This is a genomic window from Pseudomonas fontis (assembly GCF_028656955.1).
GTDB classification, from domain to species: domain Bacteria; phylum Pseudomonadota; class Gammaproteobacteria; order Pseudomonadales; family Pseudomonadaceae; genus Aquipseudomonas; species Aquipseudomonas fontis.
In genome coordinates this window covers 22,663-45,014 of the sequence record NZ_JAMDGY010000011.1, presented here as the reverse complement: position 1 = coordinate 45,014, position 22,352 = coordinate 22,663, and the positions used below count along the sequence as shown (strand labels likewise).

General features: G+C 60.9%; 15 protein-coding genes and 1 pseudogene. 7 read left to right on the top strand and 9 right to left on the bottom strand.

Features of this window, described 5'->3' with window-relative positions; genetic code table 11:
* The first annotated feature begins 9 nt into the window (after positions 1 to 9).
* The 7 genes and pseudogenes from nusA (at position 10) to M5G11_RS03210 (ending at position 8,851) form a co-directional block, all read left to right on the top strand.
* Positions 10 to 1,491, top strand: a pseudogene (gene nusA / locus M5G11_RS03240) (transcription termination factor NusA).
* 27 nt (positions 1,492 to 1,518) lie between these two features.
* Positions 1,519 to 4,020 carry a translation initiation factor IF-2 gene (infB, locus tag M5G11_RS03235; RefSeq protein ID WP_273909650.1) on the top strand — a complete coding sequence of 834 codons (2,502 nt, stop codon included), beginning with the start codon at positions 1,519 to 1,521 and terminating at the stop codon, positions 4,018 to 4,020.
* A 122-nt stretch (positions 4,021 to 4,142) separates the two neighbouring features.
* Positions 4,143 to 4,544: a 30S ribosome-binding factor RbfA gene (rbfA, locus tag M5G11_RS03230; RefSeq protein WP_273909651.1), complete on the top strand. Its 402-nt coding sequence runs from the start codon at positions 4,143 to 4,145 to the stop codon at positions 4,542 to 4,544.
* 3 nt (positions 4,545 to 4,547) lie between these two features.
* A complete protein-coding gene (gene truB / locus M5G11_RS03225) occupies positions 4,548 to 5,465 on the top strand; it encodes a tRNA pseudouridine(55) synthase TruB (RefSeq protein WP_273909652.1) in 918 nt (305 codons plus the stop codon).
* Between the two features lie 154 nt (positions 5,466 to 5,619).
* Positions 5,620 to 5,889: a 30S ribosomal protein S15 gene (gene rpsO / locus M5G11_RS03220; protein WP_012274241.1), complete on the top strand. Its 270-nt coding sequence runs from the start codon at positions 5,620 to 5,622 to the stop codon at positions 5,887 to 5,889.
* 249 nt (positions 5,890 to 6,138) lie between these two features.
* Positions 6,139 to 8,244 carry a polyribonucleotide nucleotidyltransferase gene (gene pnp, locus M5G11_RS03215; protein WP_273909653.1) on the top strand — a complete coding sequence of 702 codons (2,106 nt, stop codon included), beginning with the start codon at positions 6,139 to 6,141 and terminating at the stop codon, positions 8,242 to 8,244.
* A 256-nt stretch (positions 8,245 to 8,500) separates the two neighbouring features.
* Positions 8,501 to 8,851, top strand: coding sequence for a BON domain-containing protein (locus M5G11_RS03210; protein ID WP_273909654.1), 351 nt, complete (start codon positions 8,501 to 8,503; stop codon positions 8,849 to 8,851).
* A 239-nt stretch (positions 8,852 to 9,090) separates the two neighbouring features.
* Here the strand turns inward: M5G11_RS03210 and M5G11_RS03205 are convergent, their stop codons facing one another.
* The 9 genes from M5G11_RS03205 to M5G11_RS03165 all read right to left on the bottom strand — a co-directional run bounded on the left by M5G11_RS03205 (position 9,091) and on the right by M5G11_RS03165 (position 21,824).
* Complete coding sequence (locus tag M5G11_RS03205; RefSeq protein ID WP_273909655.1) at positions 9,091 to 12,024, bottom strand: DUF748 domain-containing protein; 2,934 nt, start codon at positions 12,022 to 12,024, stop codon at positions 9,091 to 9,093.
* Between the two features lie 102 nt (positions 12,025 to 12,126).
* Entirely contained in the window at positions 12,127 to 13,143 is a 1,017-nt protein-coding gene (locus tag M5G11_RS03200; RefSeq protein ID WP_273909656.1) for a class I SAM-dependent rRNA methyltransferase, read from the bottom strand.
* 78 nt (positions 13,144 to 13,221) lie between these two features.
* Positions 13,222 to 14,094, bottom strand: a complete 873-nt coding sequence (locus M5G11_RS03195) for an oxygenase MpaB family protein (protein ID WP_273909657.1) — start codon at positions 14,092 to 14,094, stop codon at positions 13,222 to 13,224.
* 34 nt (positions 14,095 to 14,128) lie between these two features.
* Positions 14,129 to 16,063 (bottom strand): acetate--CoA ligase, encoded by a 1,935-nt coding sequence (gene acs / locus M5G11_RS03190; RefSeq protein ID WP_273909658.1) that lies wholly within the window; start codon positions 16,061 to 16,063, stop codon positions 14,129 to 14,131.
* Between the two features lie 178 nt (positions 16,064 to 16,241).
* A complete protein-coding gene (pgi, locus tag M5G11_RS03185) occupies positions 16,242 to 17,906 on the bottom strand; it encodes a glucose-6-phosphate isomerase (RefSeq protein ID WP_273909659.1) in 1,665 nt (554 codons plus the stop codon).
* 144 nt (positions 17,907 to 18,050) lie between these two features.
* Positions 18,051 to 18,908: a pantoate--beta-alanine ligase gene (panC, locus tag M5G11_RS03180; RefSeq protein ID WP_273909660.1), complete on the bottom strand. Its 858-nt coding sequence runs from the start codon at positions 18,906 to 18,908 to the stop codon at positions 18,051 to 18,053.
* Positions 18,905 to 19,705 carry a 3-methyl-2-oxobutanoate hydroxymethyltransferase gene (gene panB, locus M5G11_RS03175; RefSeq protein WP_273909661.1) on the bottom strand — a complete coding sequence of 267 codons (801 nt, stop codon included), beginning with the start codon at positions 19,703 to 19,705 and terminating at the stop codon, positions 18,905 to 18,907. The genes panC and panB overlap by 4 nt, the downstream gene beginning before the upstream one ends.
* Before the next feature lie 252 nt (positions 19,706 to 19,957).
* A complete protein-coding gene (folK, locus tag M5G11_RS03170) occupies positions 19,958 to 20,434 on the bottom strand; it encodes a 2-amino-4-hydroxy-6-hydroxymethyldihydropteridine diphosphokinase (RefSeq protein ID WP_273909662.1) in 477 nt (158 codons plus the stop codon).
* 7 nt (positions 20,435 to 20,441) lie between these two features.
* On the bottom strand, positions 20,442 to 21,824 hold the full coding sequence (locus M5G11_RS03165) for a polynucleotide adenylyltransferase PcnB (protein WP_273909663.1): 1,383 nt from the start codon (positions 21,822 to 21,824) through the stop codon (positions 20,442 to 20,444).
* Between the last annotated feature and the right edge of the window lie 528 nt (positions 21,825 to 22,352).

Below are 22,352 nucleotides of genomic sequence, written 5' to 3'. Positions count from 1 at the left end.
AGGCGTACGATGAGCAAAGAAGTACTGCTGGTTGTTGAGTCGGTATCCAATGAAAAGGGTGTACCGGCGGGCGTAATTTTTTAAGCGCTGGAAGTGGCCCTGGCCACTGCAACCAAAAAACGTTTTGACGACGAAGTCGACCTGCGTGTGGAAATCAACCGCCACACCGGTAGCTACGAAACTTTCCGTCGTTGGACTGTCGTCGAAGAGGCGGATCTGGATGATCCAGCCATCGAAGTCTGGCCAGCGAAGATTCAGGAATCTCATCCTGAAGCGAAAGTGGGCGACGTCATCGAAGAGAAAATCGAGTCCATCGAGTTCGGTCGCATCGCCGCGCAAACTGCCAAGCAAGTCATTGTGCAGAAAGTTCGCGAAGCCGAGCGCGCTCAAGTCGTCGACGCCTACCGCGAACGTCTGGGTGAGATCATCTCCGGCACCGTTAAGAAGGTCACCCGTGACAACGTCATCGTGGACCTGGGTAACAACGCCGAAGCGCTGCTGGCCCGCGAAGACATCATTTCTCGCGAGACTTTCCGTGTAGGTGTGCGTGTTCGTGCACTGCTCAAGGAAATCCGCACCGAGAACCGCGGCCCTCAGCTGATTCTGTCGCGCACCGCGCCTCAGATGCTGATCGAGCTGTTCCGTATTGAAGTCCCGGAAATTGCCGAGGGCTTGATCGAAGTTATGGCCGCCTCCCGTGATCCGGGTTCGCGCGCCAAGATCGCTGTCCGTTCCAAGGACAAGCGTATCGACCCGCAGGGCGCCTGTATTGGTATGCGCGGATCGCGTGTACAGGCAGTGTCCGGCGAGTTGGGTGGTGAGCGTGTGGATATCGTCCTGTGGGATGACAACCCGGCTCAATTCGTCATCAACGCCATGTCGCCGGCAGAAGTCGCGGCGATCATCGTTGACGAAGACGCCCATGCCATGGACATCGCGGTGGGTGCAGACAACCTGGCCCAGGCGATTGGTCGTGGTGGCCAGAACGTCCGTCTGGCCAGCCAGTTGACTGGCTGGACCCTGAACGTGATGACCGAATCGGACATCCAGGCCAAGCAGCAAGCTGAAACCGGTGACATCCTGCGCAACTTCATCGACGAGCTGGAAGTCGACGAAGAGCTGGCACAGGTGCTGGTCGATGAAGGCTTCACCAGCCTGGAAGAGATTGCCTACGTACCGCTGGAAGAAATGCTCAACATCGACGGCTTTGACGAAGACATCGTCAATGAGCTTCGCGCTCGCGCCAAGGATCGTTTGTTGACCAAAGCCATCGCTACAGAGGAAAAGCTGGCAGACGCCCATCCGGCCGAAGACCTGCTCTCGCTTGAGGGTATGGACAAGGATTTGGCGATGGAACTGGCGGTGCGCGGCGTAATTACCCGCGAAGACCTGGCCGAGCAGTCGATTGATGACCTGCTCGACATCGACGGCATCGACGAAGAGCGTGCCGGCAAGTTGATCATGGCCGCCCGAGCCCACTGGTTCGAGTAATTAGGCGCGGCCTGAGGAGAGAAGTGCATGACGCAAGTCACGGTGAAAGAATTGGCCCAAGAGGTCGCTGCACCGGTAGAGCGCCTGCTGCAGCAGATGCGTGAGGCAGGTCTGCCGCACACCGACGCCGGTCAGGTAGTGACCGACAGTGAGAAGCAGGCTCTGCTGACTCATCTGAAAAGCAGCCACAAGGCGAAAGTGGAAGAGCCGCGCAAGATTACCTTGCAGCGCAAAACCACCAGCACCCTGCGTGTTGCCGGTAGCAAGAGCATCAGCGTAGAAGTACGCAAGAAGAAAGTTTTCGTACAGCGCAGCCCTGAAGAAATCCAGGCTGAGCAGAAGCGTGAGCTGGAAGAACGTCGTTCGGTAGAAAATGCCGCACGTGACAAGTCTGAAGCTGAAGCGCGTCAACGTGCCGATGATCGTCAGCCGAATGCTGTCGCTGCGGCACCTGCCGCTCCAGCAGCACCGGCTGCACCTGTTGCAGCACCTGCTGCCCAGGCTGGTGACGCGGCACCGGCACCTGCTGCCGAGCGCAAGCGTGATGACGCCCCTCGTCGCCCAGACAAGACTCGTGATGACGATCGTCGTGGTGCCGGTGAGCGCCGCAACGAAGCGCCACGCGTTTCGGTCAAGGTCAAGGAAAAAGCGCCAACTCCGCGTGCCGCTCCACGTACCACCGACGAAGAAAGCGATGGCTTCCGTCGTGGTGGCCGTGGCAAGGGCAAGTCGAAGAAGCGCAATGCCCACGGCTTCCAGAGCCCGACTGGCCCGCTCGTTCGCGACGTGCGGATCGGCGAGACCATCACGGTTTCCGACCTGGCCAACCAGATGTCCGTCAAGGGCGCTGAGATCGTCAAGTTCATGTTCAAGCTGGGCACTCCGGTGACCATCAACCAGGTGCTCGACCAGGAGACCGCTCAACTGGTCGCCGAAGAGTTGGGTCACAAGGTTACCTTGGTCAGCGACACCGCCCTGGAAGATTCCCTGGCCGAGTCGTTGAAGTTCGAAGGTGAGGCCTTCTCCCGTGCACCAGTTGTGACCGTAATGGGCCACGTTGACCACGGTAAGACCTCGCTGCTCGACTACATCCGTCGTGCCAAGGTTGCTGCTGGCGAAGCCGGTGGTATCACCCAGCACATCGGTGCCTACCACGTTGAAACTGAACGCGGCATGGTCACCTTCCTCGACACCCCAGGTCACGCCGCGTTTACCGCAATGCGTGCCCGTGGTGCCAAGGCGACCGACATCGTGATCCTCGTGGTCGCGGCTGACGACGGCGTGATGCCTCAGACCATCGAAGCTGTTCAGCACGCAACCGCTGCTGGCGTTCCGCTGGTTGTTGCGGTGAACAAGATCGACAAGCCGGGTGCAGACCTGGACCGCATCCGCAGCGAACTGTCGGTGCACGGCGTGACTTCCGAAGAGTGGGGCGGTGAAACGCCATTCGTTTCGGTTTCGGCCAAGATGGGTACCGGTGTCGACGAGCTGCTGGAAGCTGTCCTGCTGCAAGCCGAAGTCCTCGAGCTCAAGGCAACTCCATCGGCTCCTGGCCGTGGTGTCGTGGTTGAATCGCGCCTGGACAAGGGCCGTGGCCCAGTGGCTACCGTGCTGGTTCAAGACGGTACCCTGCGTCAAGGCGACATGGTCCTGTGCGGTTCGAACTATGGCCGTGTACGTGCCATGCTCGACGAGAACGGCAAGCCTATCAAGGAAGCCGGCCCGTCGATCCCGGTCGAGATCCTCGGCCTGGATGGCACTCCGGACGCTGGCGACGATCTGTCGGTAGTGGCTGACGAGAAGAAAGCCCGTGAAGTTGCCCTGTTCCGTCAAGGCAAGTTCCGCGAAGTCAAACTGGCTCGCGCTCACGCCGGCAAGCTCGAAAACATCTTCGAGAACATGGGCCAGGAAGAGAAGAAGACCCTCAACATCGTCCTCAAGGCCGACGTTCGTGGTTCTCTCGAGGCACTTCAGGGTTCCCTGAACGGCCTGGGCAACGACGAAGTACAAGTGCGTGTAGTGGGTGGCGGTGTCGGTGGTATCACCGAGAGCGACGCCAACCTGGCACTGGCTTCCAATGCAGTACTGTTCGGCTTCAACGTGCGTGCCGATGCCGGCGCGCGCAAGATCGTCGAGCAGGAAGGTCTGGATATGCGTTACTACAACGTGATCTACGACATCATTGAAGACGTCAAGAAAGCCCTGACCGGTATGCTCGGCAGCGATGTTCGCGAGAACATCCTGGGTATCGCCGAAGTCCGTGACGTGTTCCGTTCGCCGAAGTTCGGTGCCATCGCTGGTTGCATGGTCGTGGAAGGTACGGTTTACCGTAACCGCCCAATCCGTGTACTGCGCGAAGACGTGGTTATCTTCGAGGGCGAGCTGGAATCGCTGCGTCGCTTCAAGGACGATGCCGCCGAAGTTCGCAACGGCATGGAGTGCGGTATTGGCGTCAAGAGCTACAACGACGTCAAGGTCGGCGACAAGATCGAAGTCTTCGAGAAAGTCCAAGTGGCTCGTACGCTTTAAGGTAGGAGCTTGGGAACCGCTGGCAGCCTGTCGCAAGGCAGCTCCCCGCGGCTCTGAACGCAACGCCCGGTCCGGCTCAAGCCTGGCCGGGCGTTTGCCGCTTTAGTTACAGGTAGCAAAACATGGCAAAAGAATACAGCCGTACCCAACGTATTGGCGATCAGATGCAGCGCGAGCTGGCCCAGCTGATTCGTCGTGAAGTCAAAGACCCACGTGTCGGCCTGGTGACCATCACCGCCGTCGACGTGAGCCGCGATGTCGGTCACGCCAAGGTGTTCATCACCGTGATGGGGCAGGACAGCGCTGAAGACATCAAGCAAAGCCTCAAGGTGCTCAATTCGGCTGCAGGCTTCCTGCGCATGCAATTGGGCAAGGAAATGAAACTGCGCAGTGTGCCGCAGCTGCATTTCCACTACGACGAGAGCGTCACGCGTGGTGCCCACCTGTCGGCCTTGATCGAGCGCGCTGTCGCCGAAGACAGTCAGCACCAGGCCGACGATACCCCCCTGGACACCAAGGAGTAAGCGGTGGCTCAGGTCAAGCGTATCCGTCGTAACGTCAGCGGCATCATCCTGCTCGACAAACCGTTGGGGTTTACCTCCAACGCAGCGCTGCAGAAGGTCCGCTGGCTGCTCAACGCCGAGAAGGCCGGCCACACTGGTAGCCTCGACCCCTTGGCCAGCGGCGTCTTGCCGCTGTGCTTCGGTGAGGCGACCAAGTTCTCGCAGTACCTGCTCGATTCCGACAAGGGCTACGAGACGGTCATGCAACTGGGCCAGACCAGCACCACGGGCGATGCGGAAGGCGAAATTCTGCAGACCCGCGAAGTGACCGTTGGTCGCGCGGATATTGAAGCTGTTTTGCCACATTTTCGTGGTCAAATCAGTCAGATACCGCCGATGTACTCTGCGCTCAAGCGTGATGGCCAGCCGCTGTACAAGCTGGCACGTGCAGGTGAAGTAGTGGAGCGCGAACCGCGTTCTGTTACTATTCACCGGCTGGAACTGCTCGAGTGCGAAGGCACCCGGGTTCGTTTGTCGGTCGGATGCAGCAAAGGCACCTATATCCGCACGCTGGTCGAAGACATCGGTGAGATGCTCGGCTGCGGCGCTTATGTTGCCGAACTGCGTCGTACGCATGCCGGCCCGTTCGAGCTGGCCCAGACGGTTACCGTCGAGGACCTCGAACAGGTGCACGCCGAGGGTGGCAACGAAGCGGTTGATCGCTTCCTGATGCCATCGGACAGCGGGCTGCAAGACTGGCCGCTGCTGCAGTTCTCCGAGCACAGTGCGTTCTATTGGCTGCATGGTCAGCCGGTACGCGCACCGGACGCGCCGCAATTCGGCATGGTTCGGGTACAGGATCACAATGGTCGCTTCATCGGTATCGGTGAAGTGAGCGAAGACGGGCGTATCGCGCCACGTCGACTGATTCGGTCAGAATGATCGAAACCGTCAGGGCAAGGCCTCGGTCGGGTGCTGGCGGGTTAGAGGATGGCTGTTAACAGGCACGGTCACTCCTCACTTTTATGAAAACAGGGACTTGTCCCTGGCCTGTTGGAAACCGTGTAAGCGGGTTCCCTAGATTTGGAGAAGCCAGATGGCACTCAGCGTTGAAGAAAAAGCTCAGATCGTTACCGACTTTCAGCAAGCCGCCGGTGATACCGGTAGCCCAGAAGTGCAAGTTGCACTGCTGACCGCTAACATCAACAAGCTGCAAGGCCACTTCAAGGCCAACGGTAAAGACCACCACTCCCGTCGTGGCCTGATCCGCATGGTAAACCAGCGTCGTAAGCTGCTGGACTACCTGAAAGGTAAAGACACCACTCGTTACAGCGCCCTGATCGGTCGTCTGGGTCTGCGTCGCTAATAGCGGCCTGGCCAGTGGTGTGCACGGCGTGCTGCAGTCTTCGGTCGGGGCTTTTGGCACCGGCGCCGATGAGCACGTCGCGCATATCTATAAGGTTGGCTGTCTGTCTCGCCTGAGCGTTTTACGCAAGGGCAGGGCAGGCTCCCAGCCTTTAGTTTTATCTGGACGGTCAATGGGGCCGATTCCCCGTTCTGCCCAAGAATTCGCAAGAACCCGTTCCCCCAGAGCCACTGAAAAAGGTAGGAAACCGTGAACCCGGTAATCAAGAAGTTCCAGTTCGGTCAATCGACCGTTACCCTCGAGACGGGCCGTATTGCTCGTCAAGCCTCCGGCGCCGTGCTGGTCACCGTCGACAACGATGTCACCGTACTGGTGACCGTGGTCGGTGCCAAGCAAGCTGACCCAGGCAAAGGCTTTTTCCCTCTTTCCGTTCACTATCAGGAAAAAACCTACGCCGCCGGCAAGATCCCTGGTGGTTTCTTCAAGCGTGAAGGCCGTCCTTCCGAGAAAGAAACCCTGACCTCGCGTCTGATCGACCGTCCGATCCGCCCGCTGTTCCCAGAAGGCTTCATGAACGAAGTGCAGGTTGTCTGCACCGTCGTTTCCACCAGCAAGAAAACCGATCCGGACGTCGCTGCGATGATCGGTACTTCGGCTGCCCTGGCGATCTCCGGCATTCCGTTTGAAGGCCCGATCGGCGCTGCGCGCGTTGCTTTCCACGAAAGCACCGGCTACCTGCTGAACCCGACTTACGAGCAACTGGCTGCCTCGAGCCTGGACATGGTCGTCGCCGGTACTTCCGACGCCGTACTGATGGTTGAATCGGAAGCCAAAGAGCTGACCGAAGACCAGATGCTGGGCGCCGTTCTGTTCGCCCACGACGAACTCCAGGTAGTCATCCAGGCTGTCAAAGAGCTGGCCGCTGAAGCTGCCAAGCCTACTTGGGACTGGAAACCAGCCGTTGCCAACACCGAGCTGCTGAACGCTATCCGCGCCGAGCTGGGCGAAGCCGTTTCCCAGGCTTACACCATCACCGTCAAGGCCGACCGTTATGCGCGCCTGGGCGAGCTGCGTGATCAGGCGATCGCCAAGTTCTCCGGTGACGAAGGCCAAGCCACTGCTGGCGAAGTCAAAGAAATCTTCGGCGAAATCGAATACCGCACCGTTCGCGAAAACATCGTAAACGGCAAGCCACGTATCGACGGTCGCGACACCAAGACCGTGCGTCCGCTGAACATCGAAGTCGGCGTACTGCCGAAGACCCACGGTTCGGCCCTGTTCACCCGTGGCGAAACCCAGGCCCTGGTCGTTGCGACCCTGGGTACTGCGCGTGACGCACAGCTGCTGGACACCCTGGAAGGCGAGAAAAAAGACCCGTTCATGCTGCACTACAACTTCCCTCCGTTCTCGGTGGGCGAGTGTGGTCGCATGGGTGGTGCTGGTCGTCGTGAAATCGGCCACGGCCGTCTGGCTCGTCGTTCGATCCAGGCCATGCTGCCAGCTTCCGACGTGTTCCCGTACACCATCCGTGTGGTATCGGAAATCACCGAATCCAACGGTTCCAGCTCCATGGCTTCGGTCTGCGGTGCTTCCCTGGCACTGATGGACGCTGGTGTTCCGATGAAGGCACCGGTTGCCGGTATCGCCATGGGCCTGGTTAAAGAAGGCGAGAAATTCGCTGTCCTGACCGACATCCTGGGTGACGAAGACCACCTGGGCGACATGGACTTCAAGGTTGCTGGTACCGCCAAAGGTGTTACCGCGCTGCAGATGGACATCAAGATCAACGGCATCACCGAAGAGATCATGGAAATCGCCCTGGGCCAAGCCCTGGAAGCGCGCCTGAACATCCTCGGCCAGATGAACCAGATCATTGGCCAGTCGCGTACCGAGCTGTCGGAAAACGCACCGACCATGATCGCGATGAAGATCGACACCGACAAGATCCGTGATGTCATCGGTAAAGGCGGCGCGACCATTCGTGCCATCTGTGAAGAAACCAAGGCTTCGATCGACATCGAAGACGACGGTTCGATCAAGATCTTCGGCGAGACCAAAGACGCAGCAGAAGCCGCGCGCCAGCGCGTTCTGAGCATCACTGCCGAGGCCGAAATCGGCAAGATCTACGTCGGCAAGGTCGAGCGCATCGTCGACTTCGGTGCCTTCGTCAACATCCTGCCGGGCAAGGACGGTCTGGTTCACATCTCCATGCTGAGCGATGCTCGCGTTGAGAAAGTGACTGACATCCTCAAAGAAGGCGAGGAAGTTGAAGTACTGGTACTGGACGTGGACAACCGCGGCCGTATCAAGCTGTCGATCAAGGACGTTGCCGCAGCCAAGGCTTCGGGCGTCTAAGCATCACGCTTGAAAAAAGGACCCTGCGGGGTCCTTTTTTTATGGGCGGCATTTGTTGAGTGGACTTGCATCTTGCACGCGCGATTTAACGCCAACGTGCAAATTGCACGATAAACGTCTTCTCTGAAATTATTAAGTTATTGATTTATAAGATAAAAATTACTTTCTTGAAGTTGGCACAACGGCTGCAACACTACAGATACCCCTGCTGCCAGGACTCACGGCGCAGACTTTTCGAAAAACAGGAGTGTCTCGTATGAAGAAGTTCGCTATTGCTGCCGCTACTGCCACCGCTCTGACCCTGACCATGGCCAACGCGGCATTTGCCCAACAGCCCGCCCAGGCTCCACTGACCGTTGCGGCCGGTGAGATGACCAAGGCGACAGAAGCTACTTCCGATACCTGGATCACCACCAAGGTCAAATCCGACCTGATGACCGAGAAAGGCATCCCTGGTACCGACATCAAGGTTGAAACCAACAAAGGCGTGGTGTCCCTGTCGTCGACCGTGGCGGTCACCGAAGCGCAGAAAACCACTGCTGTGAATATCACGAAGAAGATCAAAGGTGTGAAAGCCGTTTCGGCTGATGGCTTGAAAGCCGAGTAACACAGGTTAGTCCCTGCTCGCTGATCCTGACGGTTCATGCGAAAGACCAAAAGGACTTGGTCACTCAAAGCCCCGGCACTGGTTGCCGGGGCTTCTTTATGGGATGGATATGACCTTGTAGCCGCTGCCGTAAGGCTGCGTTGGAGGCCAGAGGCCTCCCAATCATGCGACCATTGTGGCCATTGCGCCTGCGTTGCAGGCGAGCGCAGCCTGGCGGCAGCGGCTACAACAGCATGGCGTTACTCGGCATCCAGATGCAGTGGCGAGATCACGCGGCCATCGGCTTCCGCCTGCCCCAGGCTGGCATCGACGAAGTACACGCGGTCATCCGCCAACTGGCCCTTGTCGACCAGGTAGTCCTTGATGCTGCTGGCCCGTGCCTGGCCCAATTGGCGCAGCAACAGGGCGCTTTCTGCCCAGGACTTGAGTACTGCATCGCGTAACTTGCCAGTGCGCTCCTCACGGTCCAGCTGCGTCCATTCTGCTGGTGGCTGCTGTTTCAGGCGGGTCCGGTAGATACCTTCGAGCATGGCCGGCTTGTCACTGTCCGGCACCTCAAGCAGCGAGGCCTGTGCCGGCACCTTGTCGCCACGACGCTGGAGCATCTTGTAGTAGGTGCTCTGGTACTCACGCTCCAGACGCTGCTGGGCAATCAGCGGGCCATCGCTGGTCTGCGCGCTGGTGCCTTCAATCTCCAGGCGCAGCGCAGGACGCTCCTTCAGGGCTGCTGCGAGCTTGTCCAGGGCGCCCTGGGCATCCGGGCTGAGATCACTGGAGCCGGCAGCAAAGGCCACACTGCCCAGGTCCTGCGCATCACCACCGCTGATCAAGCCGCCGATGAACTTGAATGGGGCCTGCGCAGCGCGCAGCACCAGGTTGCGCAAGGTCTGCCAGACAATCGGCATCACGCTGAACTCGGGGTTGTTCAGGTCACCGGTAACCGGCAGTTCGATGGAGATCTTGCCGTCAGTGTCCTTGAGCAATGCCACTGCCAGGCGAATCGGCAGGTCGACGGCATCCGGGCTGTCGACTTTCTCGCCCAGTTGCAGCTCCTCGACCACCAGCTTGTTCTCGGCCTTGAGCTTGCCCTGGGTGATCATGTAGTGCAGGTCGAGGTTCAGGCGACCCTTGCGGATCCGGTAGCCGGCAAATTTGCCGGAGTAAGGCGTCAGTGTGGTCAGCTCGACGCGCTTGAAGCTGGTGGCGATATCCAGGCTGGCCATTGGATCGAACGGGTTGAGCGCGCCTTTGATGGTAACCGGCGCATAACGGTCGACCTTACCCTTGATATCGACCGGAGCCGGCTTGGGCTGACGGTTGTCGATGGTGCCAACCTGACCATTGAGCTGTTGCACGGCCGTGGCGAAGTTGGGCGTCAGGCTGAAGTCAGCGAAGTTGGCAGAGCCATCGTTGATCGCGATGGCACCGATACGTACCCCCAACGGCTTTTCAGCACTGGCCGCCTTGCCCTGGGGCTTGGCGCTGCTGTCCGCCGGTTGCGGGATCAGTAGGTCGTCAATGTTGGTGGTGCGGTCTTCGTTGATCATGAAGCGCGCATAAGGTTGCAGCAGGGTCACCTTGGCAATGCTCAGGGCATCGCCGTGACGGTATTCCAGCCCGTCGAGGTTCAGTTGCTGCCACTTGACGAAGTCGCGGTCCTTGATGGTGTCGAGGGTATGCAGTTGGTTGACCTGAGCCTTGCCGCCGACACTGAAGGCCAGTGGCTCGGTGCTCTTGAGGTCGACGTTGAGGTCACTGCCGAGCATGCCGCTACGCAGCTCCAAGCGAATGAACGGGCTGATGTAGGCCTGGGCAATCCGCAGGTCGATGTCCTGGGTCGCTACCTTGAGTTTGGCGCTGACCGGAGCCAGGTTGACCTCACCCGAGGCCTGCAGCTTGCCTTGTTTGCCAATGCCACTGTCGAGCTTGAGGGTGAAAGGCGACTGATTGAGGCTGTCGAAGTTTTGCAGGTCCAGGTTCAGTGGGCCCACATCAAGTGCCACAGGCTCTTTCTTCGAGCGGTCGGCCAGGTGCACCTGGTAATTGCGCAGTTGAACGTCCTTGAGCAGCACTTGCCAAGGTTTGCTCGGCGCCTGGGTGGCGGCTTTTTCTTCAGGTGTCGGTTCGGCAGCGGCAGGCTCTGCCTTTTCTTTGGGTGTGGCCTTGTCGGGTTGGCTGGCGAAAAGCTTCTGCCAGTCCAGTTGGCCATCGGCTTCAAGGGCCGCCCAGGTTTCCAGTTTCTCGCTGCGGATCTTGCCAACGGTAACCAGTTGCTTGGCCAGGTCGACCGAGCTCTCACTCACTTCAAGGCTGGCCAGACGTGCCAGAGGCCGACCGTCAGGGGCATTGATCGCGAAGGGTGCAACCTTGATCGAGGTATTGCTGAGCAGCAGCTCGGTTTCCTTGGACAAGTTGAGCTTGTAGTGGGTGTCCAGGCTCAGCACGCCATCTTCAAGCACCAGTGGTACGGCGTCACGCACATAGGGCCACCAGTACTTCATCTTGCCGTCAGTGACCTTGAGCGTGCCTTCGGAGGCAATCGGCACCAGGCTGAAAGTCCCCGCCCAGTCGATGCGCCCACCCGCCGGGCCAACCGCGACCAGGGTCATGTCGGTGTTGTCATCAGGCAGGGTGCTGAGGTTCTTCAGCTCCAGGTTCATCGAGTCGTAGAGGAACGCGATCGGCTCGCTTGGGCGCAGGTCCTGGAAGTGCAGGTAGCCTTCGCTCAGTTTGATGCTACCGATGCGCAGCGGGAACGGGTCGCTTGCCGGTTCCTCTGGCTTGGGCTCGCTGGCGGGCAGTTTGAACAGCTGGGTGAGGTTGAGGCTGCCGTCTTTTGCGAACAGCAACTCGGTGCGTGGCTTGTCCAGCTCGACGTCAGCCAGGTGCAGGGCGTGGGTCCACAAGCTGTCGATTTGCAGGTTGGCATACAGGCGTTCAAAGCCGACCTGCTCTTTACCTGGCTCACCGATCTGCAAGCCCCACAAGGTCAGCTCAAGGCTGAACGGGTTGAGCTCGATGCGCTGCAAGTGCGCAGGTACGGTCGCAAACTGGGCCAACTGCTGGTTGGCCACACGCAAGGCGATGCCGGGCAAGATCAGGAAACCTAGAAGGCTGTACAGGGCCAGGACGGCCAACAAGGCGCCGAGGGCGCGTTTCAATCCTTTGGGCATGTGCGGCGTCGTCTATCTGAAATCGGGAGTGCTTGGAGTATGGCACGTTAATTCGGTTCCGAAGGTCGTCGTAATTTGCCGACAACCCCCAGCTTTTTCGCATTACAGGTGCAGGATCAAGGACTTCAAGGGTGGCTGGCCATCCTGCGACGGAAAGTCGCCGGCCGGTTTGAGTTCCTGCCATTCACGCACCGGGCGCCCGGATTTTTCCGCGCAGCGCAGCACCTGTTCGCGCCAGTCGTCCATGCTGACCTTGGCCAGGTTGTTACAGCAGATCAGCACACCGTCCTCGGCCGTGCTGAGCAGTGCGGGCTTGAGCAGGCTTTGATAGTCACGCAGCAGGTCGACCGTACCAAAGGCGCTCTTGGCCCAGGCAGGCGGGTCGAGCAGCACCAGGTCGAACTCGCGTTGTTCCAGGCGTGGATACGCCGGCAACTTGTGCCCGCGACGCTGGGCAATCGGCAGGCCGGCAAACTGGCGAATGGCCGGGAAGTAGTCGGACTGGATGAATTCCATGGGCGCCAGTTGCGGGTTCAGTGCACCGTTTTCACGGCCGACGGCGAGGTTGCCCTCGGCGAAATCGAGGTTGCAGACTTCACGCGCGCCACCGGCGGCGGCGCTCAGGCCAACGCCGCAGGTGTAGGCGAACAGGTTGAGCACGCGTTTGCCGGCGCTGTGCTGCTTGACCCAGCCACGGGCGTTGCGCAGGTCGAGGAACAGCAGCGGGTCTTGCCCGGCATGGCGGCCGCGTACGCGGTAGTTGAGGCCCCATTCGTGACCGACCAGATCGGCCAATGCCGCGTCACTGGGTGTGTACACCGTGTCGCGGCGATCAACCCGGCTGTTGCCCTGGGAGCGGTCGTTGTACACCAGCAGCAATTCCAGGCCGAGCGTTTGCTCGATGGTGCCGTGCAGGTCCAGCAGGCTTTCGCGATCCAGGCTCTGGTGAAAACTCTGCACCAGCAATTGCGGGCCGTAGCGGTCGATGGTCAGGCCCCCGGCGCCTTCCTGGCTGCCATGGAACAAACGGTAGCAGTCGGTGCCCTGGGCATGCAGCTCGGCAAGCAGTGACTGGCGGGCGAGGAGGGCGGCGCGCAGCGCCTGATTCAAGAGGGACATGCACGTGGCCTTGGTTTGCGGACGTGCAGTTTAACAGCTGGCGGTACAGGAGGGGCCAGTGCAGCCCCTCCTGTGCGATCAGGCCGGCAGCCCCATGCGCCTGCGGGCACGGTGGGCGGAGCTGTCGCGCATGGCCCAGCGCAGGATCGGCGCCACGCTGTCAATCCCCAGCCCAACCAAACGCCGCTTCAGTGGGCCCTGGTGCAGGTCGAGCATGTCGCTGGCCCAGGTGGGCAACAGCGCGATGCCGGCCTGCATCATCACGTTGGCCACCGGCTTGGCCATGCGGCTCGGGGCGGGGGCGTCGAGAAGGGCGTGCAGCACATCATGGCTGCGTTCATCACACACCAGCTGTGGGCGGATGTTCTGCAGATAGTCCGCAATCGCACGGCGTGAGCGCGGCACGTTGCGCGCCCCCAGGCGTTCGGCGATCAAGGCGATCTCGGCGTAGTAACGGTCCTGTTCGGCTTCGCTGAGCTGCGGGTTGCGATAGCGCAGGTGCGCGGCCATGAAGCTGCTGACTTCGGCGACATGCACCCAGGTCAGCAAGTCCGGATCGCTTGCGGCATAGGCGCGGCCATCGGCGGCGGCACCGACAACCTGCAAGTGAATGGTGCGCACCTTGTCGATCAACCAGTCGGCGTCGCGGGTTGAGCCGAAGGTCGTGCCGGAGATGAACTGGCTGGTGCGGCGCAAACGCCCGAGCATGTCCTGGCGAAAGTTCGAGTGGTCCCACACCCCGGCGAGCGCCAGCGGGTGCAGGGCCTGGAGCATCAGTGCACTGATGCCGCCGATCAGCATGCTGGGAAAGTCCCCATGCACCTGCCAGCTGACACTCTGCGGGCCGAACAGGCCCGGATCACCCTTGGGGTTCACCAGGTCCAGTTGCCCGAGGGCGAGGCCGGTCAGGCTCAACAGCTGCGTTTCAATACGACGGCGTATGATTTCCATGGCTCCCTTAAGGCGCCTTGGCAACGGCGCCGCTCTACTGGTTCAGGCGTTTGTCGATCAGGCCCTGGACCACGCTGGGGTCGGCCAGGGTCGAGGTGTCGCCCAGGTTGTCGAGTTCGTTGCAGGCGATCTTGCGCAAGATACGTCGCATGATCTTGCCCGAACGGGTCTTGGGCAGCGCCGGTGCCCACTGGATCAGTTCGGGCTTGGCGAAGCTGCCGATCTCCTTGCTGACCAGCGCCAGCAGTTCCTGCCGGAGCGCGTCGTCCGGGGTGACGCCTTTCATTGGCGTGACAAAGGCATAGATGCCTTGGCCCTTGAGGTCGTGAGGGTACCCGACCACAGCGGCTTCGGCGATGCTGTCGTGCAGAACCAGGGCGCTTTCCACCTCGGCAGTGCCGATGCGGTGGCCGGAGACGTTGATCACGTCGTCGATTCGCCCGGTGATCCAGTAGTCACCGTCTTCATCGCGGCGGGCGCCGTCACCGGTGAAGTAATAGCCGGGCAGGGGCTTGAAGTAGGTGTCGATCATGCGTTGGTGATCGCCGTAGATGCTACGGATCTGCCCCGGCCAACTGGCCTTGATCGCCAGCAGGCCGCTGCCTGCGCCTTCGATCAGCTTGCCCTTGTCGTCGAGCAGTACCGGTTGCACGCCGAACAGCGGCTGGGTGGCGCAGCCTGGCTTGATTCTCGAGTTGCCGACCAGCGGGCTGAGCATGATCGCGCCGGTTTCGGTCTGCCACCAGGTATCGACGATCGGGCAGCGCTCCTCGCCGACTTGATGGAAGTACCACTCCCAGGCCTCCGGGTTGATCGGCTCGCCAACACTGCCCAGCAGCCGCAGGCTTTTGCGCGAGGTCGACTGCAACGGAGCGCTGCCTTCGCGCATCAGCGCACGCAGGGCGGTCGGGGCAGTGTAGAAAATATTCACCTTGTGCTTGTCGACCACCTGCCAGAAGCGCGAGGTGTCGGGGTAGTTCGGCACACCTTCGAACATCAGCGATACCGCGCCGTTGGCAAGCGGGCCGTAGACGATATAGCTGTGGCCGGTGACCCAGCCGACATCGGCGGTACACCAGAACACTTCGCCGTCGCGGTAGTCGAACACCACCTTGAAGGTCAGGGTCGCTTGTAGCAGGTAGCCGGCGGTGCTGTGCAGCACGCCCTTGGGTTTGCCGGTACTGCCGGAGGTGTAGAGGATGAACAGCGGGTCTTCGGCATTCATCGGCTCGGCTGGACACTCGGCGCTCACTTGCTGGATCGCCTCGTGGTACCAGAGGTCACGGCCAGCGCTCCAGGCCACCGGGCCTCCGGTGCGCTTGACCACGACCACGCTGCTGACGTTCGGGCAGCTTTGCAGGGCCTGGTCGACGTTGTTCTTCAGGGCAACCGTCTTGCCGCCCCGCACGCCTTCGTCAGCGGTAATCACGGTACGGCAGTCGGCATCCAGGATCCGGTCACGCAAGGCATCCGGAGAAAAGCCGCCGAACACCACGGAGTGCACGGCACCGATACGGGTGCAGGCCAGCATGGCATAGGCGGCTTCCGGCACCATGGGCATGTAGATGCACACGCGATCACCCTTTTTCACCCCACGCTGCTTGAGCAGGTTGGCCAGGCGGCAGACCTGCTGGTGCAGTTCGCGGTAGGTAATGGTGGCGGATGTGTTTGGATCGTCCGATTCCCAGAGCAGGGCGGTTTGCTCGCCGCGCGTGGCCAGGTGACGGTCGATGCAGTTGTAGCTGACGTTGAGCTGGGCGTCCTTGAACCAGGTGGCCGCGCCGGTGCTGATGTCGCACTGCTGAACCTGGCTCCAAGGCTTGATCCAGTCCAGCCGCTTGGCTTGCTCGGCCCAGAAACTGTCGGGGTCCTCTATCGATTGGCGGTACAGCGCCTGATAGTGCGCCGGGCTCATTTGCGCGGCTTTGTTGACAGCGTCGGCGTGTGGGAACTGGCGGATATCGAACATGGCGGGCCCTATCCTGCTCTTGTGGGAGCCGGCGTTGCCGGCGAAGGGCTGCACGCGTATTCCGAATTGGGCAAAGCGGTGCTTTGCATCGCCGGCAAGGCCGGCTCCCGCAGAGGGGAACAGGGTGCAGCAGCTATCGACTGGACAGTGTAGCTGCTACACCCGGCAGGGGCTTGGATCAGCCGCGGTGACGGCCGCGGAAGTAGTTGATCAGGCCCTGGGTGGATGCGTCTTCAGCCGCCTCCTCGGTATTGCCGGTCAGGCGTTGATAAACGCCTTTGCCCAGCTCCTTGCCCAGTTCAACGCCCCACTGGTCAAAGGCATTGATACCCCAGATCACGCTCTGCACGAACACCTTGTGTTCGTACATCGCCACCAATGCGCCAAGGCGACGCGGGCTGATCCGCTCGACCACCAGGGTGTTGCTCGGACGGTTGCCCGGGATCACCTTGTGCGGCGCCAGCTTCTGTACTTCGGCTTCGCTCATGCCCTTGTCGCGCAGTTCGGCCTCGGCCTCGGCGCGGGTCTTGCCGAGCATCAGCGCCTGGCTTTGCGACAGGCAGTTGGCGTACAGCCATTGGTGATGGTCGGCGACCGGGTTGAAGCTCACCACCGGCACGATGAAGTCGGCCGGGATCAGTTGGGTGCCCTGGTGCAGCAACTGGTGATAGGCGTGCTGGCCGTTACAGCCAACACCACCCCAGATCACCGGGCCAGTGTCATAGGTCACGGGTGTACCGTCCTGACGGACGCTCTTGCCGTTGGATTCCATGTCCAGCTGTTGCAGGTGCTTGGTGATGTTGCGCAGGTAGTGGTCGTACGGCAGGATCGCGTGGCTTTGCGAGCCCCAGAAGTTGCCATACCACACGCCAAGCAGGGCCAGCAGCACCGGCATGTTCTGTTCGAACGGGGCGTTCTGGAAGTGCTGGTCCATGGTGTAGGCACCGGACAGCAGTTCCTTGAAGTTTGCGGTGCCGATCGCCAGCGCAATCGGCAAGCCGATGGCCGACCACAGCGAGTAGCGCCCGCCGACCCAGTCCCACATCGGGAAGATGTTTTCTTCACGAATGCCGAAGGCCACCGCAGCCGCCTTGTTGCTCGATACCGCGATGAAGTGACGGTACAGCTCGGCTTCCGAACCCCCTTGGGCCAGGTACCAGGCGCGTGCGGCCTGGGCGTTCTTTAGGGTTTCCAGGGTGTTGAAGGATTTCGACGAAACGATGAACAGCGTGGTTTCGGCACGCAACTTGGCCGACAGTTCATGGAATTCACTGCCGTCGATATTGGCCAGGTAGTGGCAGCGCACGCCGCGTTGGGCGTAGGGCAGCAGGGCCTCGGAAACCAGCTCGGGGCCGAGGAACGAGCCGCCGATACCGATGTTCACTACGTCGGTAATCGGTTTTTCGCTGTAGCCGCGCCACAGGCCGTCGTGGATCCTGCCGACCAGTTCAGTAACCTGGTTGAGCACCTTGTGCACTTCCGGCATCACGTTGACGCCGTTGACGTTGAGCTTGTCGCCTACTGGGCGGCGCAGTGCGGTGTGCAGAGCCGGGCGGCCTTCGGAGGCGTTGAGGATTTCGCCGGCGAACAGCGACTTGATCGCGTCCTGCAGGCCAACTTCATTCGCCAGGTCAACCAGCAAGCCACGGGTCTGGCCGTTGATCAGGTTCTTGGAGTAGTCCAGGAACAGCCCGCAGCTGCTCAGGGAGAACTCATTGAAGCGTTGCGGGTCGGCGTTGAATGCCTCGCGCATGCTGAAGTCCTGCATGGCTTCGCGGTGCTGCTCGAGCGCCTGCCAGGCTGGCAGGGCGGTGACATCTTTGGGGGTGCGGTAGTACGCCATCGCTGCAGGTTTCCTTATTGCGTGAACTGCCTTGGACACTTGAAAAGCTGGCCCGTTTACCGCCCGCTGGGGATTATTTCCCAGGGGCGGCGACTGCCTTGGCTTGTTGAGCATAGGCGCGGATCAATATCCGGCCAGCATCTTCTACTGGTCGTCGAGATTGAGGTGCAGGTTGTCGATCAGCCGGGTGTTGCCCAGGTACGCAGCGGCCAGGATCACCAGGTCACGGTCGCAGTCCACGGCCGGCCGCAGGCTCAGGGCCTGGCGTACTTCCAGGTAGTCCGGCTTGAAACCGCCAGCCAGCAACTGCTGCTGGCCCTGTTCAAGCAAGGCGGGGTAGTCACGCTGGCCGTCGCGGATGGCCTCGGCCATCTGCCTGAGCACGCGGTACAGCGTAGGCGCGATGGCGCGTTGTTCCTGGTTCAGGTAGCCATTGCGCGACGACAGCGCCAGGCCGTCCTCTGCGCGTACGGTCGGTTCGCCGATGATCTGGATCGGCATGTTCAGGTCACGCACCAGCGCGCGGATCACCGCCAACTGCTGGAAGTCCTTCTGGCCGAACACTGCAAGGTCGGGCTGCACCATGTTGAACAACTTGCTGACCACGGTCGCGACACCTTCGAAATGCCCCGGACGGCTGGCGCCGCAGAGGCCTTCAGACAGTTGCGGTACGCTGACGCGGGTCTGCCCGGTCATGCCTTCGGGGTACATCTCTTCAACCGTCGGCGCGAACAACAGGTGGCAGCCGGCCTGGAGCAGTTGCTCCTGGTCGGCGGCGAGGGTCCGAGGGTACTTGTCGAGGTCTTCGCTCGGGCCGAACTGCAGTGGGTTGACGAAAATGCTCGCCACCACGAAGTCGACCCGCTGCGCGGCCTTGGCAACCAGTGCGGCGTGACCGCTGTGCAGGTTGCCCATGGTCGGTACGAAAGCGATACGTTTGCCTTCGCTGCGGGCGCGCGCTACAGCGGCACGCAGCTCCCGGACGGTCTTTACGGTATTCATGCACTGAACCCATGTTCGCTGGCAGGGAAGGAAACGTCCTTGACTGCCTGCACGTACGCGTTGAAGGCGCCGGCAATGTCACCTTGCCCAGCCATGAAGTTCTTCACGAACTTCGGCATGCGCCCGCTCAGGGACAGGCCGAGCATGTCGTGCATGACCAGCACCTGGCCATCAGTGGCGCTACCCGCGCCGATACCGATCACCGGGATGCTCACCGCCTGGGTGATTTCTGCCGCCAGCTCACTGGGCACGCACTCAAGCAGGAGCATGGCCGCGCCGGCCTGCTCCAGGGCGATGGCATCGGCACGCATCTGCCGGGCCTGGGCTTCATGGCGACCCTGGACTTTATAGCCACCGAGGATGTTCACGGTCTGTGGGGTCAGGCCCATGTGGGCACACACCGGCACGCCACGTTCGGCCAGCAGGCGGATGGTCTCGGCCAGCCAGGCGGCGCCTTCGACCTTGACCATGTGCGCGCCGGCTTGCATCAGCGTGCCGCAGTTGGCGAACGCTTGCTCGACCGTGGCACAGGCCATGAACGGCAGGTCGGCGAGGATCAGCGCACCTTCATTGCCGCGCTTGACGCAGGCAGTGTGGTAGGCCATCTCGGCGGTAGTGACCGGCAAGGTGCTGTCATGGCCCTGCAGGACCATGCCCAGGGAGTCACCCACCAGCAGTATTTCCACGCCGGCACGGCTGGCAACCTGAGCAAAGGTCGCGTCGTAGCACGTCAGCATGGTTATTTTCTCACCCTTGGCTTTGAGGCTCTGCAGGGTGGTCAGGGTTACTTCTGGCATGAAAAGGAATCCTCGTTCAGGCGCTGTGAAAAACGACTGCGTACAACGCGTGTATTCATCTTCTGGAACAGCACATCATCGGTTGTGGTGTTTGGTTCAAAACCTGTTCCAGGCCTATATACGCCTTTTTTGCGGCGCCGGGGCGCCACGGGACGCCTATAGTCGTGAGCAGGTGGGCTGAAGTCAATTACCGTGTTACCGCAATGTTACGCCTGCGCTGTTACGGACGTTACCGGCTGGGGGAATGCCCGGTTACAGGCGCTCAAGGCCGACGAACGGGCAGTCTGCCAGTAGGTCGGAAAGCGCGCGTTGGTCGGCCAGGCGGAAGTCGGCAGGCACCAGTTCGGCAAGCGGGTAGAGCACGAACGGACGCGCGTGCAGGTGATAGTGCGGGACGACCAAACGCGGCTCTTCGATGACCTGGTCGCCATACAGCAGGATATCCAGGTCGAGAGTGCGCGGGCCCCAACGCGCTTTGCGCTCGCGGCCCTGATCGGCCTCGATGGCTTGCAGGGCGTCGAGCAGTTCGAGCGGTGCCAGCGTGGTGTCGAGCGCGGCAACGGCATTGGTGTAGCGGGGCTGGCCGGGCGACAGCGAGTCGCTGGCATAGAAGGCTGAAACCCCGACCAATGTGCAACCGGGCAGCCGACCCAGCGCCTCAAGGGCGCTGCGTAGCTGCTGCTGAGGGTCTGCCAGGTTGCTGCCCAGGCCAATATAGACGCGCACCATCGGTGGCTTACTCGTCTGCCGCGTTGTCGGCACGCTTGCGCTTGTTCGGGCTGCGCTTGCGCTTGCGTGGGCCGGCGCCGCCTTCATCACGGCCACCCAGCTCGCGGATCATGTCGCGACGCTGACTATCGTTGCAGTCCTGATAGTCGGTCCACCATTGGCCGAGGCCTTCGGTTTCTTCGCCCGCGCTTTCGCGCAGCAACAGGAAGTCGTAACCGGCGCGGAAGCGTGGGTTGTCGAGCAACTGATCGGCACGTTTGCCGCTGCGACGTGGCAGGCGCTCCTGCATGTCCCAGATCTCGCGGATCGGGATGGTGAAGCGCTTGGGGATCGCGATGCGCTGGCACTGTTCGGCAATCAGCTCGTGAGCCGCTTCCTGCACCGCCGGGATCGGCGGCATGCCGCGGCTTTGCAGGCGCAGGGCCCGCAATGGCAAGGCTGGCCAGAGCAGGGCGGCAAACAGGAAGGCCGGGGTGACCGGCTTGCCCTGCTTGATCCGCAGGTCGGTGTTGATCAACGCCTGGCTGATCAGCGTGTGGGTATAGGTCGGGTTGTCTTCCAGGGCTTCGCTGCTGGCCGGGAACAGTGGCTCGAACAGCTGCAGGTCCACCAGCATTTCGAAGGTGATGGCTGCATGGCCCGAGAGGAACAGCTTCAGGGTCTCTTCGAACAGGCGCGCCGACGGGATCTCGCGCAGCATCGAGGCCAGCTCGCGGATCGGCTGCACGGTGTGCTTCTCGATACCGAAGTTGAGCTTGGCGGCAAAGCGTACGGCCCGCAGCATGCGCACCGGGTCTTCCTGGTAGCGCTGGGTCGGGTCGCCGATCAGGCGGATCAGGCGATTGCGGATGTCGTGTACGCCATTGGCGTAATCGAGGATGCGCTCGCTGACCGGATCGTAATACAGGGCGTTGATGGTGAAATCGCGGCGCTGTGCGTCTTCTTCCAGGGTGCCATAGACGTTGTCGCGAAGGATCCGCCCACTCTCGTTACGGGACGAGGTGTGGCTGTCTTCTTCGGTTTCCGAATGGTTGGCACGGAAGGTGGCGACTTCAATGATGTCGCGGCCGAAATGGATGTGAACGAGCTTGAAGCGCCGGCCGATGATGCGCGCATTGCGGAATTCGGCACGCACTTGTTCAGGGGTGGCACTGGTGGCGACGTCGAAGTCCTTGGGGGTGATCCCCAGGAGTTGATCGCGCACGCAGCCACCCACCAGGTAGGCCTGGTAGCCAGCATTTTGCAGGCGCTCGACGATACCCACCGCGTGACGACTGAATTGGCCGCGCTGCAGCGAGTGTTGACCACTGTTGATCACTTCAGGCGTGGTGCGCTTATGGTGCGGGCCACGCACGGGGGGACGGAACGACTGGAACAGCTTCTTCAGCATGGGATGCACTGTTTGAAGGAATGTTCGGCCAAAAACGAAGAATGGCCGCATGATGGGCGGGGATTCTAGCATTTACTGGAAGGAGGGTGTAGGCGGTAGCAAACGAGGGCTGTGCGACGAGGAGAAACTACAAGGGGAGCCGAAGCTCCCCAAGAAGTAGTTGCGTGCTCTTATTGTTTTTTTGTCGGGCTTCTTGTTTTTGTTGACGCCCTATCCACAAGGCCGTTAGGCATGTGGACTGTCTCCCTAACCGGGAGTCAAGAGCAAACGGATTGCTTTGATCGCCGATGTTGCAATGATCAGATGATCCAACCAGTTCAGGCCCTGCTTGAGTGCAGTTTTTGTTGTTCTCTGCCTGGCTGTGGGGCAAGCCCCAAATACAACTCCTCTCCAAAAGAATCAGTTAGCTGCGCCTCCGCCGTCTTGTTCTTATTATGCGTGAGCCGATTCGTCTTATTTTTATTGTCTTTTGCAGTGCTTGTTATTGTTCTTGTACCAAACATATAGCAGGTGCCGTGCCAACTTTTG